We start from the raw sequence: 14,655 nt of genomic DNA, 5'->3' as shown, positions 1-14,655 counted from the left end.
AATGCAAAGCCTCTTTCTTTTCCTTCTGGGTTGTTGCCGATGCGTTTCTCCATCACTGGACACTTTAGAGCAAGGAATGCCTTCTCCTTGTCCCATCGCCCCAACCTTTCTAGTTCGCCCACACGATCTTTTTAGGAGGACAACAAGGGAGTGTGGCGGCTTCTTTCGTTTTTAACCTGTTTTCGGCAAAACAGGCCAAAAACGAAAGAGAGATAATTACAACTCATGACGCACGACTCAAGCCTCAGAACTCAGAACTAGCGCACTTTGTGCGCTTAGGCCCCTAGTCTCTCCTGAATGCGGGCTATGATTTCCTTCGTGTCGCAGCCCTGGAACAGGAACTCGTCAAAGCCGTGGTCGCGGAGTTCGTCTTTCAGGTGCAGCGGATCATCGGCGAGGATAAGGGCCGGACCCTGTTTGTGCTGGGCCCGCATGGCCTTGGCGAATTGCTCGGCAAACTCGTGGAACTGCTGGTCTGGGGCGGCCATCACAATGACCTGCGCCTCTACATCACGCACGGCGCTCTGGGCTTCGTTCACGGTTTTCACGCGCAGCACCTGGGTGGTGAAGCCGGAACAGGTGAAGAACTCCCGCGCGAAAGACGCATGGATGTGCTCCTGAATAGCGTTGCCCATGTGCACCACCACTGCCAACGGACGGCGCTGTTTCTTACGGAAGTGCAGTTCAGTGGCCAGGCGCATCACCTCATAAGGATAGGCGGCCCGGGTATTGTCAAACTCCCGGCTTTGAAGCAATTGCTCCGGGTTGTACTCGTGCTTCTCGTTGGTGTTCGGGAATTTATTGGTGCCCAACACTACTTCCTTGCCGCTGGCGATGTCCTTGAATTTACGTTCGCTGGTTTCTTTGAGCAGGTTCTGGATAAAGCCCGCGTTGGAGGCGGGGATGAAGCCGCCCAAGCCCTCAATCTCCTGGAAAAGAGCCCAGGCTTTCTCCGCGATCTGCTGGGTGAGGGACTCTATATAATAGGAGCCGGCCGCCGGGTCAATGGCTTTGTTCAGGTACGCCTCCTCTTTCAGGATGATGGAGAGGTTGCGGGCAATGCGCTCACTAAAGGGGTTGGCTTCTTTATAGGTGCTGTCAAACGGCTCCGCCTCTACAGAATCTGCGCCGCCAATAATGGCGCTCATGAGCTCTGTGGTGTGGCGCAGCAGGTTCGTGTGCGGGTCTAACGTAGCCTGGTGCCAATGCGAGGTAGAGGCATGGATGCGCAAGGCGCCGGCTGCCTGGGCAGGGGCACCGTAGGCTTCCACTACCTTGGCCCACAGCAGGCGCACCGCCCTAAACTTAGCAATCTCAAAGAAGTAATTGGTGCCCGCCGTGAGGTGGAGCTGCATGTTACGGAAGATGCTCTCCAAAGGCAAGCCAAGCTCAGTGAGCCCGTTGGTATAGCACACGGCAATGGCCAGGCTAATGGCAATTTCCTGCACCAGCGTGGCGCCCTTGTTACTGAAGTGCGAACCGTTGATGGTGAGGGCGTAAAAATTAGGAGCGTCCAGGCTTTGTTCCAGCAGGTGCAGGGCATGTTCCATGTCCAGCTGCTTGTAGCTCTCAGAATAGAGAATGGGCGAGCACTTGAGAAAGCCGCGCAACTGGCTTAACTGAATGTCTTTGCGGTACAGACCGGTGAGCAGGTGGTGCAGGAAATTAGCGGCCTCAGTGGAAACTGTGTAAGAAACCGGTACCTCGGCCACCGCAATGTTCTGCAGCAGGTAGTCAACGTCAAAGTCTACGCCGTGCTCTATAATGAAATGGATGCCGTCGGCTCCCCGGGTAAGGGCGTTGGCGGCTTTGTCAATGGCCTCATGGCCTTTGCCCCGGGCCCTGACCGGTTGTAGGTTAAGCCAGTCGTTCTGCCCGTTGGGGCTGGTACGCAGGGTTGGGTACAGGCTGGGACGAGCCGCCGATGGTAAGTTCTCTTTGGTATAGAAAGGGGCCACGTCAATTCCTTCATAGCTCTGCCAGTGCAGGTCAGCGGGATTGGCGCCTTTTAAGTCTTGTCTGATTTTTTCGTTCCACTGTTCGGGCGTGATGGGGCTGAACTCCGGGAACAAGGCATCAGAAGCGTTAGAATTCGTCATAGAACGAGGGTGTATGATGGGGTAAAGATAGTTTTTTGCCCACACACTTCTACGGCCCCCACCGGAAATCCGCCACCCGTTTTTGCCCTGATTTCAGGAAAAGAGACGCTAGATGGGAGTCCTGAGTTCTAAGTCCAGAGTTCTGAGTTATGGAAGAATAGGTCAGGAACGGGAATCGGCGCAGACGTTAGCAGGTCCTCCAGACGCTGTGAAGTATTTTGGGAGCAGGCGGTAATGCGGCAAGTGTAAACCCACCCCTACCCCTCCTAGGAGGGGTAGGGGTGGGTTTACACTTGCTGGATCACTGCATAAAGCCTCCAACAGCCTCTACTAAACGCACCAATTCCAGTCTTTCCTTCGAGCGCCTCGCTTGTGGCCAACGAAAAGCAGAAACTAAGAAAAAACGGCACTAACCTGGCCGCAAGGGCAGTGCGAGAGGGGAAGACGGGGCCTCGCGGCCGTGAGCGCTTACCGGAAGATATGAAACAACCCAGCACCAAAAGCCCTAGTCAAGCGGCAAAGCCATTGGCATCAGCCAAAGAAGCACTAAAAAGCGTTTAGCGCCTCTTTTTCCAGAATCAGCGCCAAAACAGGTAAAACGGCAGGCGAGCCAAGACATGTGCCCAAAGCATAAAAGTAGAGATCTCATGACTCCTCCGGCAAAGCCGATTACACACAACCCCAAAGCCCATCCTGCGTCTTAAGGCAAAACCCTAGAACATGGACATTGCAGAAAACCAACTCTACATAGGCACCTCCGGCTGGAGCTACGCCTGGCGCGGCATCTTTTACCCCGAGGACCTGAAATCAGTCGAGATGCTGCCGTACTACGCGCAGCATTTCAACTGCACCGAGGTCAACAGCAGCTTTTACCACTTCACCATGGAGAAGACTATTCTCAAGTGGCTGGAGCAAACACCGGTGCACTTTAAGTTCGCGCCGAAGTTGCACCGGAGCATCACGCATGAGAACCGCCTGCAGAACATAGAAGAACCGCTGCGCAAATGGATGGACCGTTTCCTGCTCATGGGCGACCGTCTGGGGCCGGTGCTGGTGCAGTTGCCGGGCAGTTTCCATTTCAATGAACTGGTGGCCAAACATTTCTTCACGCTTCTGCGGGAGCTGTACCCCCACACGGTGTTCGCGCTGGAGGTGCGGCACGCGTCCTGGCATACGGAGGAGGCGCTGGAACTGCTGGAGGAATTCAACATCACGCTGGTGGTGATCAGTGCCGGGAAGAAGTGGCCTGCGCTGGCGGCGTCTACCACCAATACGGTTTATCTGCGGCTGCACGGCCATGAACAGCTGTACCGCGGCGCTTACCCAGAGGAGGAAATGGAACGCTTCGCCTATATGGCGCAGGATTGGCTCCAGGACGGGAAAACCGTTTGGTGCTTCTTCAACAACACCATCGGCGGCAACGCCACGTCAGATGCCCAGCGGCTCAAGCAGGCCATCCTGAATCTGTAAATTTCCAGAATTGTGACAGAACGGAGTCGGCTTGCGTTTAGGGGCTGTTTTCAGAAAAACGGCCCCTAAACGAAAGCCGACTCCGGTAAGAAATAGCTCATTCAATCTTCCCTCTCCGGGAATGTGTACCGCAAGCAGAGAAATTTTACCTGAAGATCTCGGCCAGCATGCAGCGGGCGCTTCCGCCGCCGTGGGCTTCAATGGTGCGCAGGTCTGAACGGACCATTTTGGTGAGTTGGTTCAGTACCTCAAACTGGTCTTTGCGCAGGGCTTTGTAGGCTTTCTCAGACATCACCAGCACGGGCTCCCCAGCCTTGTTGCGCACCTGGAGCATGTTGCCGGCCATTTTCTTCACCTGCGCCAGACTGAGGTCAATGATCTCTTTGCCGCTTTCAATGAGAGCCTCCAGCAGAAAGCCTTGTTCCTCCTCGTCTGGGATAGCCTCCAGGCAAACCAAAGCAAAGTCGGCGCCCAGGCTCAGCATCACGTTGGTGTGGTAAATGGGCAGGCCGTTCTGGTCTACCGCATGGAACACAACCGGACGGTAGTCTAGTTGCCGGCAGAACTCCTGCAAAGGCTCCAGGTGGGTGCGGGCAGAGAGGCAGGCGTACGCGATGCGGTGCTGGCGGTCCAGGACAAGGCTGCCGGTGCCTTCCAGAAACTTGCCCTCGTTCTCAAAATGGGAGAGGTCAATGAGGTGGGTGAACGGCAGTTGGTGTTCCTGCTGCAGTTGGGTTAGCAGGTCTGGGTGGCGCTCCAGGCGGCGGGTGGGGGAGAACATGGGGTACAGCACCACTTTGCCGCCCTCGTGGAACGAAATCCAGTTGTTGGGGAAAATGGCGTCGGGGGTGGCGGGGTCTTCCACATCGTCCAGCACAAGGGCGTCTATGCGGGCGGCCCACAGCCGGAGCAGGAATTGGTTGAACTCGTCCAGCGCCTTCTGCTGCACCTTGGCCTCTGTGCCGGCCGGAACCTCCTGCTGGAAGGGGTTGGAGGCGGCGGTGTCTGGGTTGGCGCCGAAGCGGGCGGGGCGTACCAGTAATACCTGGGTGGCCAGCGGAGCGTTGGGGTGCGTGGGCAGTTTGTTTTCAGATTCCATGTAAGTGCCAGTTTAGTGGGCACCGCAAGATACGGCAAAATCAAGAACCTTACGGAAACGGGGAGAAGGCGTTCTTTGCGTTTAGGGGCCGTTTTTCCAAAAACAGGCCTAAAACAACATCCCCGTTCCTGGTCTGGGGGCAGAGTCAGGAACGGGGATGGCGGTTGAAGTATAGAATCCTGTTCAAGGAAAGCAGGTACAAGAAGGAGTGCTACTTTTTACTGGCTGCCGCGGCCGGACGGTTGCGCCAGAAATACCGGAAACACCGGCCCATAATGCCCCTGAAACGCTTGGGGAACGTGGCCCGGCACCAGCGCTTAAGTTCCCTGATCTCATGGATGAGCAGGAGGCGCAGGCATTTCCTAAATTCCTTTTCAAACAGCAGGGCATCAAAGCTTACTTTCAGGAGAATGAATTTACTGTACTGTAAATAGGATGTGCTCATGTTGTAGATGGTTTGGGGTGAAGTGATGGTGAACGGAACGCTGCTCTGGTAAGCAAGAAGCCTAAAAGCAACGCGAACTACAAGAAAGACCCAGTTTGGGCGGGGGAAATACAAGGTTCGTTGTCTTGGCCCGGCAATACGCGGCATAGATATGCCGGAAAGGGAGAATGCCCTTGAAGCGCTGTGCGGAAGCAGGCCAGGAAACAGGTTGCCTCCGCCGCTTTAACAGGAGGAAAAAGAGCGGGACGTTCTTTGCCATAGTAGCGGTATTACTAAACCTTATGCGACAGGTATAGAACCGATGTGAAACAATGATACATAAAAACTTATTCAATGTCAAGAGGTTAAGAGGCATGCGTAGAAACCGAAGAGACTGTGTTGTAGGCTGTTTTTGCCCTGAAACGAGCTAGATGCGCTGTAAAGGAGGTTGCTTTTATTGGGCCTGCTCCCGTATCTTTGGTAAAATCAGTAGTTAATCATGTCTCTATTTTCTCTCTTCCGGACCCGCGGACTTTCGCTGGGGCTTGGAATAACCTTGGCGCTGGCCGGGTGCCAGAAGGAATTAGTCCCTTCGGTCAGCCTGTCAGTCAACACAGATATTCCCGTCAATACCCAGATTACCCCAGACCCTACCGCTGAAAGCACCATCGCCCCCTTCCGTATCAAGGTAGACCAAACCATGAACGAAGTGATTGGGCAGGCGCCCGTGGCCCTGGAGAAAGGCGAATATGAGTCCTCGCTGGGCAATTTCGTGGCCGACCTGAGCCGTACCCAGGTCATGGCCGTGTATGGCAAACCCGTGGACATGGGAGGCATGACCAACGGCGGCCTGCGCAATCCTATTGACCAGGGTCCCATCACCGTGGGCGATGTCTTTGAACTGATGCCTTTTGAGAACGAGATGATGGTTCTTACCCTCTCTGGCGCCACCGTGCAGGAAATGTTTGACTTCGCGGCCCGCACCAAAATCCTGGTTATCGCCAATGCCGCCTACACCGTGCGCAACGGCAAAGCCGAGGCCATTTCCATTGGGGGGCAGCCCTTAGATATAAATAAGACCTACACGCTGGCTATCTCAGACTATCTGGCCAACGGCGGCGACAACATGGGCTTCCTGAAAAAGGCGCTCAAGTCAGAGAAAGCAGGTTTGTTGGCCCGTGATGCCATCATGAAAGAGATTCAGCAGCACACCGCCCAGGGCAAACCCGTGACCGCCCAGAAAGACGGCCGGGTGAAAGTGATTAAGTAAGTAGCACGAATCGCGTATCAGGTAGCAAGACTTAGCATGCTACAAACTGGTACAATACAGCCTCCTAACCAAAGAATTATTATTCAGACATCGTGCTACTTGCTACACGATACTTGATGCCAGAAAAGATGAATCGTCGCGATTTTATAAAGAATACAGTAGCCGGAGCGGCCGGTTTGGCGGTGTTGGGCTTGCCTACCTTGGGAACTGCCGCGGCGGCCCCTATCAAACTTACCATTCTGCACACCAATGACATGCACTCGCGCATAGATCCTTTCCCCAATGATGGGCGCAAGAACGGGGGCATGGGCGGTATGGCCCGCCGGGCCACGCTGGTAAAGCAGATCAGGGCGCAGGAACCTAATGTGCTGTTGCTGGACGCCGGCGACATCTGGCAGGGAACCCCTTATTTCAACTTCTTCGGGGGAGAGCTGGAGTACAAGCTCATGACCCAGATGGGCTACGATGCCGCCACCCTGGGCAACCACGATTTTGACAACGGGCTGGAAGGTTTGCAGAAACAGTTGCCCCATGCCGGGTTCCCGTTCCTCATTGCCAACTATGACTTCTCCAACACCATTTTAAAAGGAAGATTTGAGCCCTACAAGGTGTTTGTGAAAGAAGGCGTGCGCGTGGGCGTGTTCGGGTTGGGGATTGAACTGGCGGGCCTGGTAGCCGATAACCACTTTGCCGGCACCCAATACCTTGATCCCGTGGCTACCGCCCGGCAAATGGTGAAAACCCTGCGAGAACAGGAAAAAGTAGACCTGGTGATATGCCTTTCGCACCTTGGCTATGACTATAAGTACAACAAAATTGATGACCGGAAACTGGCCCGGCAGGTGAGCGGCATAGACCTCATCATTGGTGGACACACCCATACGTTCCTGGACGAGCCCGAGAAAATTACCCACGCAGACGGGCACGTGACCCTGGTGAATCAGGTGGGTTGGTCGGGGATTAACCTGGGCCGCATAGACTTTACCTTCCAGAGAAAAAACAAGTCAAAAACGGCCGCAACGGCTTCTGTGCTGCCTTTGAATGACCGTGTTATTATTTCGTAATCTTCAAGTTTTTTTCTCAGGAGTTTTTTTCCATTTTTGTAACCCCCTGAAAAATTCTACACTCAAATAAACGCGGGATTGGAAGAAGCGATGTTAATGGTAAAAGACTGTACAACCGTCTGGCATAACTGTTTACAAGTTATCAAAGACAACATTGGCGAGCAGAGCTACAAGACGTGGTTCGAGCCCATCGTGCCGTTGTCTTTGGCTAATAATGTGCTCACCATACAGGTGCCCAGCCAATTCTTCTATGAGTGGCTGGAAGAGCATTATGTAAGCCTCCTGAAGAAAGTGGTGTTCCAGGAACTGGGCTCTGAGGGCCGTTTGGAATACTCTATTATTGTAGACCAAGGCAACGACCACAGCAAGCCCCAGACGGTAAATATCCCCACTAAAAAAGTGCCCAGTGCGGTTGTCAATTCATACAGCCCGGAGCGGAGCTTCCTGAAGAACCCGTTTGAGTCCAAAGCCATTGACCGGCACTTTTTCAACTCCCAGCTAAACCAGAGCTACACCTTTGAGAATTATATTGAAGGAGACTGCAACCGTCTGGCGCGTTCAGCGGGGTATGCCGTGGCCAACAAGCCCGGTACCACTTCCTTTAATCCCTTAATGGTGTATGGCGGCGTAGGTTTGGGCAAGACCCACCTGGTGCAGGCCATTGGCAACCACATCAAAGGCAACAACCCAGACAAGTTTGTGCTGTACGTGTCTTCAGAGAAATTCGTGAACCAGTTCATTGAGTCCCTGAAAACCAATAACGTACAGGATTTCGCCAATTTCTACCTGCTGGTAGATATCCTCATCATTGACGACGTGCAGTTCCTGAGCGGGAAGGAGAAAACCCAGGAGATGTTCTTCCACATCTTTAACCACCTGCACCAGAGCGGCAAGCAGATTGTGATGACCTCAGACTGTCCGCCACGTGACCTCAAAGGTTTGGAAGAGCGTCTGTTATCGCGCTTCAAGTGGGGTCTCACCGCCGATTTGCAGAGCCCCGACTTTGAAACCCGTATGGCCATCATCCAGAAAAAGATGCAGAGTGACGGCATCCACATCCCAGACAACGTGATTGAATACCTGGCCTACAGCGTAGACACCAACGTGCGGGAACTGGAAGGGGTCTTGATTTCGTTGATAGCGCAGTCCTCCTTGAACCGCAAAGAGATTGACCTGGAACTAGCTAAAGCCGCGCTCAAGCACATTATTGAAGATGTGGAGACCGAGGTAAACCTGGATTTCATCCAGAAAACTGTGGCCGAGTATTTTCAGGTGAGTTTGGATTCGCTCAAAGCCAAAACCCGCAAGAAAGAGATTGTGACGGCGCGCCAGGTGGCCATGTATTTCGCGAAGGAATACACCAGCCATTCGCTTAAGTCCATTGGGTACCATTTTGGCGGCCGCGACCATTCCACGGTAATCCACTCAGTACAGACGGTGTCTGACCTGATTGACACCGACAAAAAATTCAAGGCTTCTATCCAGGAGCTGCAGAAGAAGTTCAAGGTGAAGGCGGTTTAACAACGCGTTTTCTCTACACCCTATGATTTCAAAAAAGGCCAAGTACGCGCTCAAAGCACTTCTTTATTTGGCGAAGCAGCATGACCGTGGTCTGGTGCTTATCTCTGAGATTGCCACCGCAGAGCGCATCCCGCGTAAGTTTCTGGAAGCCATTCTGGTAGACCTGAAAGTGCAGCAGATTGTGCAGAGCACCCGCGGCAAGAACGGCGGCTATACGTTGGTGAAAGACCCGGCGCAGATCTCAGTAGGCAACGTGATCAGGATGATTGACGGGCCTTTGGCCCCGGTGCACTGCGTGAGCCACCTGTACTACAAGAAATGTGATGAATGCGTAGACGAGTCTACCTGTGAGATACGCCTGCTCATGAAGCGCGTGCGCGATGCCACCTGTGACATACTGGACACCACCTACCTCGCCGATTTCTCCAAAGTGACCGCGTTGATGGTGGAAGAAGAGGCGAACCAGATTTAATTTTCCTCAACAGACATAATTGAGTTTTCCGTTTAGGGGCCGTTTTTCCAAAAACGGCCCCTAAACGTTTTAGGCACCTACAGGAACTGAGGCACTTTGCCTATTCAATATGCCTGAGTCTCAGGTTTAAATCCGCTCAGGAATGTCAACAGTTCTCTGTTTTTTCTGGCAGTTCCTCAACTTTTGACTTGGTTAGTTGGAATTCTGGCAATTGCTCTCTTTATTTGTCTACTTCATCTATAGAGATTTGAGGTTGGTGGCTTCCTTTGGGGAGATTGACTGACCGCAAGTAGATGAACTTAAACCCGCTCTTTCACCTGAAACTGAAATAAAACCATGGCATTAAGACTTGGCGATATCGCTCCTGATTTTACCGCAGAAACCTCTCAAGGCACCCTCCATTTCCATGAGTGGATTGGCGACGGTTGGGCCGTGCTGTTTTCGCACCCCCGTGATTATACCCCCGTTTGCACCACAGAACTGGGCGCAGTGGCTAAAATCAAAGATGAGTTTGACCGCCGAGGCGTGAAGGTGGCCGCATTGAGCGTAGACCCCATAGACTCACACCACGGCTGGATTGCCGACATCAACGAGACGCAGAACACCACGGTCAACTTCCCCATCATTGCGGACCCAGACCGTAAGGTTTCTGACCTGTATGACATGATTCACCCCAACGCCAGCGATACCTTTACGGTACGCTCTGTGTTCATCATTGGGCCAGACAAGAAAGTAAAACTGATTTTCACCTACCCCGCTTCCACGGGCCGTAACTTCGCTGAGATTCTGCGGGTGATTGATTCCCTGCAACTGACTGCCAATCACAGCGTGGCCACCCCGGCCAACTGGGAAAACGGCCAGGACTGCGTGATTCTGCCATCGGTGAAGCAGGAAGAAGTAGAGGCCAAGTTCCCCAAAGGCCACGTTGTGGTGAAACCGTACCTGCGGTTAACGCCCCAGCCTAACCTGGACTAAATTTCAGCCATAAAAACAGAGGCGGCCATTCTGCAAAGAATGGCCGCCTCTGTTTTAGACGAGTTTCTGGAAAAAGAGCCCCTAAACGGCTTATCTACGGCTGGTGCCAGAATTTTCAGTTACCGGGATGCCGTGCTTTTCCGCTACTTCCAGAATTTTCTCCTTGGCCACCCGCTGCCCTTTACGGGTACTGATGAGCTTGAGGCTCACCTGGCAACGGCTGCCGTCGCGCATGGAGAAGCGGGCCTGAGCGGGAGTTAAGTTTATTTCCGTCACATCCTGCAGGTGAACCGCGATTTTCTTCTTGAAATGTCCGCGTTTCTCCACCACGTAGGCGGGGGTGATCTCAAGGTAAGACTGACGCCCAAACACAGAAGTGTTCTGGGCCAGAATGAACACCAGGTACCCCAAGGCCAGAATCAGGAACACATAATGGATAAAATGCCGGTCATTGGTGGAGTTGCCCGGCTCCGTCATGATGAGGAACAGGCCGTACGCCAACCATAAAACAACCAGTGCCAACTGCACCCCGAAGGAAATTCTGTGGTCGCGTGACGGCCGCAACCCAACCCTAGCCAATGATTTCATGCATTAATTTGTATGGGGCAAAGATAGTGAAAATTCAATACCTGCCGGAGGGCCGGTTGTGGGGTTTACGCGCCCTTCAAGGTGGTCTTGAGCGTGATTTCGGGCACGGAGGCCAACGCGCGTGAAATAGGGCAGCCTTCTTTGGCTTTCTGGGCCAGTTGCTGCAAGTCATCGTTGGAGATGCCGGGCACGTCTGCCTCTGTGGTTAATTCAATCTTACTGATGAAAGGCCCGGTGTCGTCTTTGCCCAAGGTGATCTTGGCCTCGGTTCTCACAGAAGTGGCCGGGGTTCCCGCGTTTTCCAGCAGGCTGCTCAGGAACATGGAGAAACAGCCGGCGTGGGCTGCCCCAATCAATTCTTCGGGGTTGGTGCCGGTGGTGCCTTCCTCAAATCTAGACCCGAAGGAAAAACGTGCGTCTAGGGTGCCACTTTGGGTGGAAACGGTGCCTTTCCCGCTTTTAAGGCCGCCTTCCCAAGTAGCGGTGCCAGTGTTTGTAGCCATAGTTTTGGTTGATTTTAGTTTGTATGAGTATAAGTACTGTAAAATAAGAACTCTGGTTGTACAGGGCAAGGAGGGGCCAATGCTGTTTAGGGCCGTTTTTGGAAAAAGAGGCCCTAAACGCAACGGCCGGGCATGGAAAGGAACCTAAGCAAATTACTATCTTTACCGGCTTGCAGAGGCAGATGTGGCAGTCCAACTGTTGCGGGTGCCCAGCTTCTGCCAGTGACTAACCGTAACTTCAGTACATGGGAATAAAAGCGTTCTTGAGTAAACCATTGGCATCCTGGGTAGTAAGCCGCCAGCAACGCTGGATGGCGCAACCGGCCCAGGCGCAGGAGCAGGTGTTTCAGTCCATCATCAGGAAAGCCGAAAATACCGCCTTTGGGAAAGATCACCATTTCAAGGACATCCAGACCCCGCAGGAGTTCACCCAGGCCGTGCCCGTGCGCGACTATGAGTCGCTCCGGCCATATTTTGACCGGCTCAAGCAAGGGGAGCGCGATGTGCTCTGGCCAGGTTTGCCGCTGTACTTCGCCAAAACCTCAGGTACCACCTCGGGCACCAAGTACATCCCCATTACCCAGGATTCTATCCCCAACCACATCAATGGGGCCAAAAATGCGCTGCTCAATTACATCCATGAAACCGGAAGGGCACAGTTTCTGGACGGGAAGCTGATCTTCCTTAGCGGCAGTCCCGTGCTGGAGCAGATTTCCGGCATTAACACCGGCCGATTGTCTGGTATTGTGAACCACCACGTGCCGGGTTATCTGCGCACAAACCAATTGCCCAGCTACCAGACCAACGTCATTGAAGACTGGGAAACCAAACTGGACGCCATTGTGGGCGAAACCCTGCATCAGCGCATGACGCTCATCTCGGGCATTCCGCCGTGGGTGCAGATGTACTTTGACAAGATCATGGCCCGCACCGGCAAGCAGATCAAAGACGTGTTTCCATACTTCAACCTGTTTGTGTACGGGGGGGTGAACTTTGCGCCGTACCGGGCCAAGCTGCTGGAGAGCATTGGCCGTAAGGTAGATTCTATTGAGACATTCCCGGCTTCAGAGGGCTTTTTCGCGTTCCAGAACCAGCAGCACGACCCCGGGCTGCTCTTGTTAGCCGACAGCGGTATCTTCTTTGAGTTTGTTCCCGCCGAGGAGTTTCACCAGCCCAACCCGCGTCGCCTCACGCTGGCTGAGGTGCAGACCGGCGTGAACTATGCGCTCATTATTAACAGCAACGCCGGGCTCTGGGGCTATTCCATTGGCGACACGGTGAAGTTTACGTCTTTGTACCCGCATAAACTGGTGGTGAGCGGCCGTCTCAAGCATTTTATCTCGGCTTTTGGCGAGCACGTGATTGGCGAGGAAGTGGAGGGCGCCTTGAAAGATGCCATGGCTGAGTTTCCGGAAGTAGCTGTGACCGAGTTCACCGTGGCGCCGTACGTGAGCCAAACCGATGCGCCCTCTTATCATGAGTGGCTCATTGCTTTTGACACGCCGCCCCATGACCCAGCGCAGTTTGCCAAAGCCCTGGACCTGCACCTGCGCCGCCGCAACAGCTATTATGATGATCTCATTGCCGGGAACATTTTGGCTACCTTAAAAGTGACGCTGTTGCCGCCAGACGCTTTTCAGCAGTACATGAAGCGGCAGGGCAAGCTGGGTGGCCAGAACAAAGTGCCCCGCCTGAGCAATGACCGCACCCTAGCAGATGGCCTTTTGGCTATCTTCGGGCGTTGAGGGGGGCGTTTCTTTGAGGTTTAAATACGCAGACAACATACCACCCGTGCCATAAAGCCGTTCCTCTAACTGAAATCTTGTCATGGAACTACTTATTATCATCATCCTCACACTGCTCAACGGGTTCTTCGCCCTGTCAGAAATCTCCATTATCTCAGTGAAGAAAAGCCGGATTGAGCGTAAAGCGCAGGCAGGCAGCAAGGGCGCGAAAAAGGTGCTGCAACTGCTGGCCGAACCCGAAGATTTTCTTTCTGCCGTGCAGGTGGGTATCACGCTCATCGGGATTGTGTCTGGGGCGTACGGGGGAGCCGCTTTCTCAGATGACATGCAGAGCCTGCTGGTGAAGGTTCCGTTTCTTGTTCCTTATTCAGAGGAGCTTTCCATTATCCTGGTCATCGGGTTGATCACGTATTTCTCCATCGTGATTGGCGAGCTTATCCCTAAAACCCTGGCTTTGGGCAACAGCGAGCAGATTGCGCTTACGGTGGCTCCCATCATCAAGGTGTTTACCACGCTCACGTTGCCGCTGGTGAAGTTGCTGTCGGCTTCCACCAATTTGGTGATCAAACTACTGGGCATTAAAGAGCCAGAGGAGGAACAGCTGTCTGAAGAAGAGCTGCGGCAGATCATTAAGACGGCGGGCAAGCAGGGGGTGCTGGACAAAGACGAGAGCGATCTGCACCAGAACATCTTCAACTATTCGGCGCAGCGTGCCAAGAACCTTAAAACCCACCGTATGGACGTGCAGTGGGTGTGCCTGCAAGATTCCCTGGAGACCATTCAGGAGAAATTGCAGCGCAGCGTGCACTCCCGGTTCCCGGTGTACGATACCACCCATGACAACGTGGTGGGCGTGCTCACTTCCCGCGATTTCTATGAGAACCTGTTGGGGAAAAACCTGCCGCTCAGGAGTATTCTGCTGGAGCCTCTTTTCATCCCCGAGACGATGCTTGCCCATGCCGTCTTGAACCTGTTCCGTCTGCGCAAGCAATACATGGGCATTGTGGTGGATGAGTTTGGCTCCGTGGAAGGGATTATCACGCTGCATGACATTCTGGAAGCTATTGTAGGCGACATCCCGGATACCGATGAACTGGCCGAGCCGCTGGTAGTGCGCCGCGACCAGCACTCGTTCCTGGTGAGTGGCTCCGTTCCCGTTCGGGAACTGAACAAAAGCCTGAAAAAGAAATTGCTGGAAGAAAAATCCCCGGACTTTTCCACGCTAGCGGGTTTCGTGATCCATCATCTGGGCCGTCTGCCCGAGGTGGGGGAGAAGTTTGACTACAAAAACTTCAGCTTTGAAGTGGTAGACATGGACGGCATCAAGATAGACAAGCTCATTGTACAGGCTTTGGCCGCGCCGACTGAGCAGCCTTAGCTAGCGGCGGGAAAGATTTACTAGAGGCTTTCCCCTCATTTAGGGAA

Annotated in this window: 13 protein-coding genes; 8 read left to right on the top strand and 5 right to left on the bottom strand. The window is 53.6% G+C overall.

What is annotated here, in order from left to right:
- Positions 1-275: 275 nt before the first annotated feature.
- Positions 276-2,099 (bottom strand): methylmalonyl-CoA mutase family protein, encoded by a 1,824-nt coding sequence (locus EFA69_RS08300; protein ID WP_123132635.1) that lies wholly within the window; start codon positions 2,097-2,099, stop codon positions 276-278.
- A 720-nt stretch (positions 2,100-2,819) separates the two neighbouring features.
- Between EFA69_RS08300 and EFA69_RS08295 the strand changes: the two genes are divergently transcribed.
- Positions 2,820-3,569: a DUF72 domain-containing protein gene (locus EFA69_RS08295; protein ID WP_123132634.1), complete on the top strand. Its 750-nt coding sequence runs from the start codon at positions 2,820-2,822 to the stop codon at positions 3,567-3,569.
- Between the two features lie 145 nt (positions 3,570-3,714).
- On the opposite strand, the gene ctlX is transcribed toward EFA69_RS08295, so the two are convergent.
- A complete protein-coding gene (ctlX, locus tag EFA69_RS08290; RefSeq protein ID WP_123132633.1) occupies positions 3,715-4,668 on the bottom strand; it encodes a citrulline utilization hydrolase CtlX in 954 nt (317 codons plus the stop codon).
- Positions 4,669-4,879: 211 nt separating this feature from the next.
- Complete coding sequence (locus EFA69_RS08285) at positions 4,880-5,113, bottom strand: hypothetical protein (RefSeq protein ID WP_123132632.1); 234 nt, start codon at positions 5,111-5,113, stop codon at positions 4,880-4,882.
- 478 nt (positions 5,114-5,591) lie between these two features.
- On the opposite strand from EFA69_RS08285, the gene EFA69_RS08280 reads away from it, so the two are divergent.
- The 5 genes from EFA69_RS08280 (at position 5,592) to EFA69_RS08260 (ending at position 10,394) form a co-directional block, all read left to right on the top strand.
- On the top strand, positions 5,592-6,362 hold the full coding sequence (locus EFA69_RS08280) for a 5'-nucleotidase C-terminal domain-containing protein (protein ID WP_123132631.1): 771 nt from the start codon (positions 5,592-5,594) through the stop codon (positions 6,360-6,362).
- 128 nt (positions 6,363-6,490) lie between these two features.
- Positions 6,491-7,426, top strand: coding sequence for a bifunctional metallophosphatase/5'-nucleotidase (locus tag EFA69_RS08275; RefSeq protein ID WP_123132630.1), 936 nt, complete (start codon positions 6,491-6,493; stop codon positions 7,424-7,426).
- A gap of 96 nt (positions 7,427-7,522) precedes the next feature.
- On the top strand, positions 7,523-8,947 hold the full coding sequence (gene dnaA / locus EFA69_RS08270) for a chromosomal replication initiator protein DnaA (protein ID WP_123132629.1): 1,425 nt from the start codon (positions 7,523-7,525) through the stop codon (positions 8,945-8,947).
- Positions 8,948-8,969: 22 nt separating this feature from the next.
- A complete protein-coding gene (locus EFA69_RS08265) occupies positions 8,970-9,419 on the top strand; it encodes an RrF2 family transcriptional regulator (protein WP_123132628.1) in 450 nt (149 codons plus the stop codon).
- Between the two features lie 336 nt (positions 9,420-9,755).
- Positions 9,756-10,394, top strand: coding sequence for a peroxiredoxin (locus EFA69_RS08260; protein WP_123132627.1), 639 nt, complete (start codon positions 9,756-9,758; stop codon positions 10,392-10,394).
- Positions 10,395-10,484: 90 nt separating this feature from the next.
- Here the strand turns inward: EFA69_RS08260 and EFA69_RS08255 are convergent, their stop codons facing one another.
- Positions 10,485-10,982: a hypothetical protein gene (locus EFA69_RS08255; RefSeq protein ID WP_148041304.1), complete on the bottom strand. Its 498-nt coding sequence runs from the start codon at positions 10,980-10,982 to the stop codon at positions 10,485-10,487.
- Positions 10,983-11,047: 65 nt separating this feature from the next.
- Positions 11,048-11,485, bottom strand: a complete 438-nt coding sequence (locus EFA69_RS08250) for an OsmC family protein (protein ID WP_123132625.1) — start codon at positions 11,483-11,485, stop codon at positions 11,048-11,050.
- Positions 11,486-11,730: 245 nt separating this feature from the next.
- On the opposite strand from EFA69_RS08250, the gene EFA69_RS08245 reads away from it, so the two are divergent.
- Positions 11,731-13,230 carry a GH3 auxin-responsive promoter family protein gene (locus EFA69_RS08245; RefSeq protein WP_123132624.1) on the top strand — a complete coding sequence of 500 codons (1,500 nt, stop codon included), beginning with the start codon at positions 11,731-11,733 and terminating at the stop codon, positions 13,228-13,230.
- Between the two features lie 82 nt (positions 13,231-13,312).
- A complete protein-coding gene (locus EFA69_RS08240) occupies positions 13,313-14,608 on the top strand; it encodes a hemolysin family protein (protein ID WP_123132623.1) in 1,296 nt (431 codons plus the stop codon).
- Positions 14,609-14,655: the final 47 nt, after the last annotated feature.

Origin of the sequence: Rufibacter immobilis, from assembly GCF_003721565.1 — a bacterium.
GTDB classification, from domain to species: domain Bacteria; phylum Bacteroidota; class Bacteroidia; order Cytophagales; family Hymenobacteraceae; genus Nibribacter; species Nibribacter immobilis.
The sequence above is the reverse complement of the archived record's forward strand: the minus strand, read 5'-3'. Positions and strand labels throughout refer to the sequence as shown.

Excerpts from the sequence above, each read along its gene's own strand:
- EFA69_RS08265 (WP_123132628.1), top strand. The coding sequence starts at position 8,970 with ATGATTTCAAAAAAGGCCAAGTACGCGCTCAAAGCACTTCTTTATTTG.
- dnaA (WP_123132629.1), top strand. The coding sequence starts at position 7,523 with ATGGTAAAAGACTGTACAACCGTCTGGCATAACTGTTTACAAGTTATC.
- EFA69_RS08255 (WP_148041304.1), bottom strand. The coding sequence starts at position 10,982 with ATGAAATCATTGGCTAGGGTTGGGTTGCGGCCGTCACGCGACCACAGA.
- EFA69_RS08240 (WP_123132623.1), top strand. The coding sequence starts at position 13,313 with ATGGAACTACTTATTATCATCATCCTCACACTGCTCAACGGGTTCTTC.
- EFA69_RS08245 (WP_123132624.1), top strand. The coding sequence starts at position 11,731 with ATGGGAATAAAAGCGTTCTTGAGTAAACCATTGGCATCCTGGGTAGTA.
- EFA69_RS08280 (WP_123132631.1), top strand. The coding sequence starts at position 5,592 with ATGTCTCTATTTTCTCTCTTCCGGACCCGCGGACTTTCGCTGGGGCTT.
- EFA69_RS08300 (WP_123132635.1), bottom strand. The coding sequence starts at position 2,099 with ATGACGAATTCTAACGCTTCTGATGCCTTGTTCCCGGAGTTCAGCCCC.
- EFA69_RS08250 (WP_123132625.1), bottom strand. The coding sequence starts at position 11,485 with ATGGCTACAAACACTGGCACCGCTACTTGGGAAGGCGGCCTTAAAAGC.
- ctlX (WP_123132633.1), bottom strand. The coding sequence starts at position 4,668 with ATGGAATCTGAAAACAAACTGCCCACGCACCCCAACGCTCCGCTGGCC.
- EFA69_RS08275 (WP_123132630.1), top strand. The coding sequence starts at position 6,491 with ATGAATCGTCGCGATTTTATAAAGAATACAGTAGCCGGAGCGGCCGGT.
- EFA69_RS08295 (WP_123132634.1), top strand. The coding sequence starts at position 2,820 with ATGGACATTGCAGAAAACCAACTCTACATAGGCACCTCCGGCTGGAGC.
- EFA69_RS08260 (WP_123132627.1), top strand. The coding sequence starts at position 9,756 with ATGGCATTAAGACTTGGCGATATCGCTCCTGATTTTACCGCAGAAACC.
- EFA69_RS08285 (WP_123132632.1), bottom strand. The coding sequence starts at position 5,113 with ATGAGCACATCCTATTTACAGTACAGTAAATTCATTCTCCTGAAAGTA.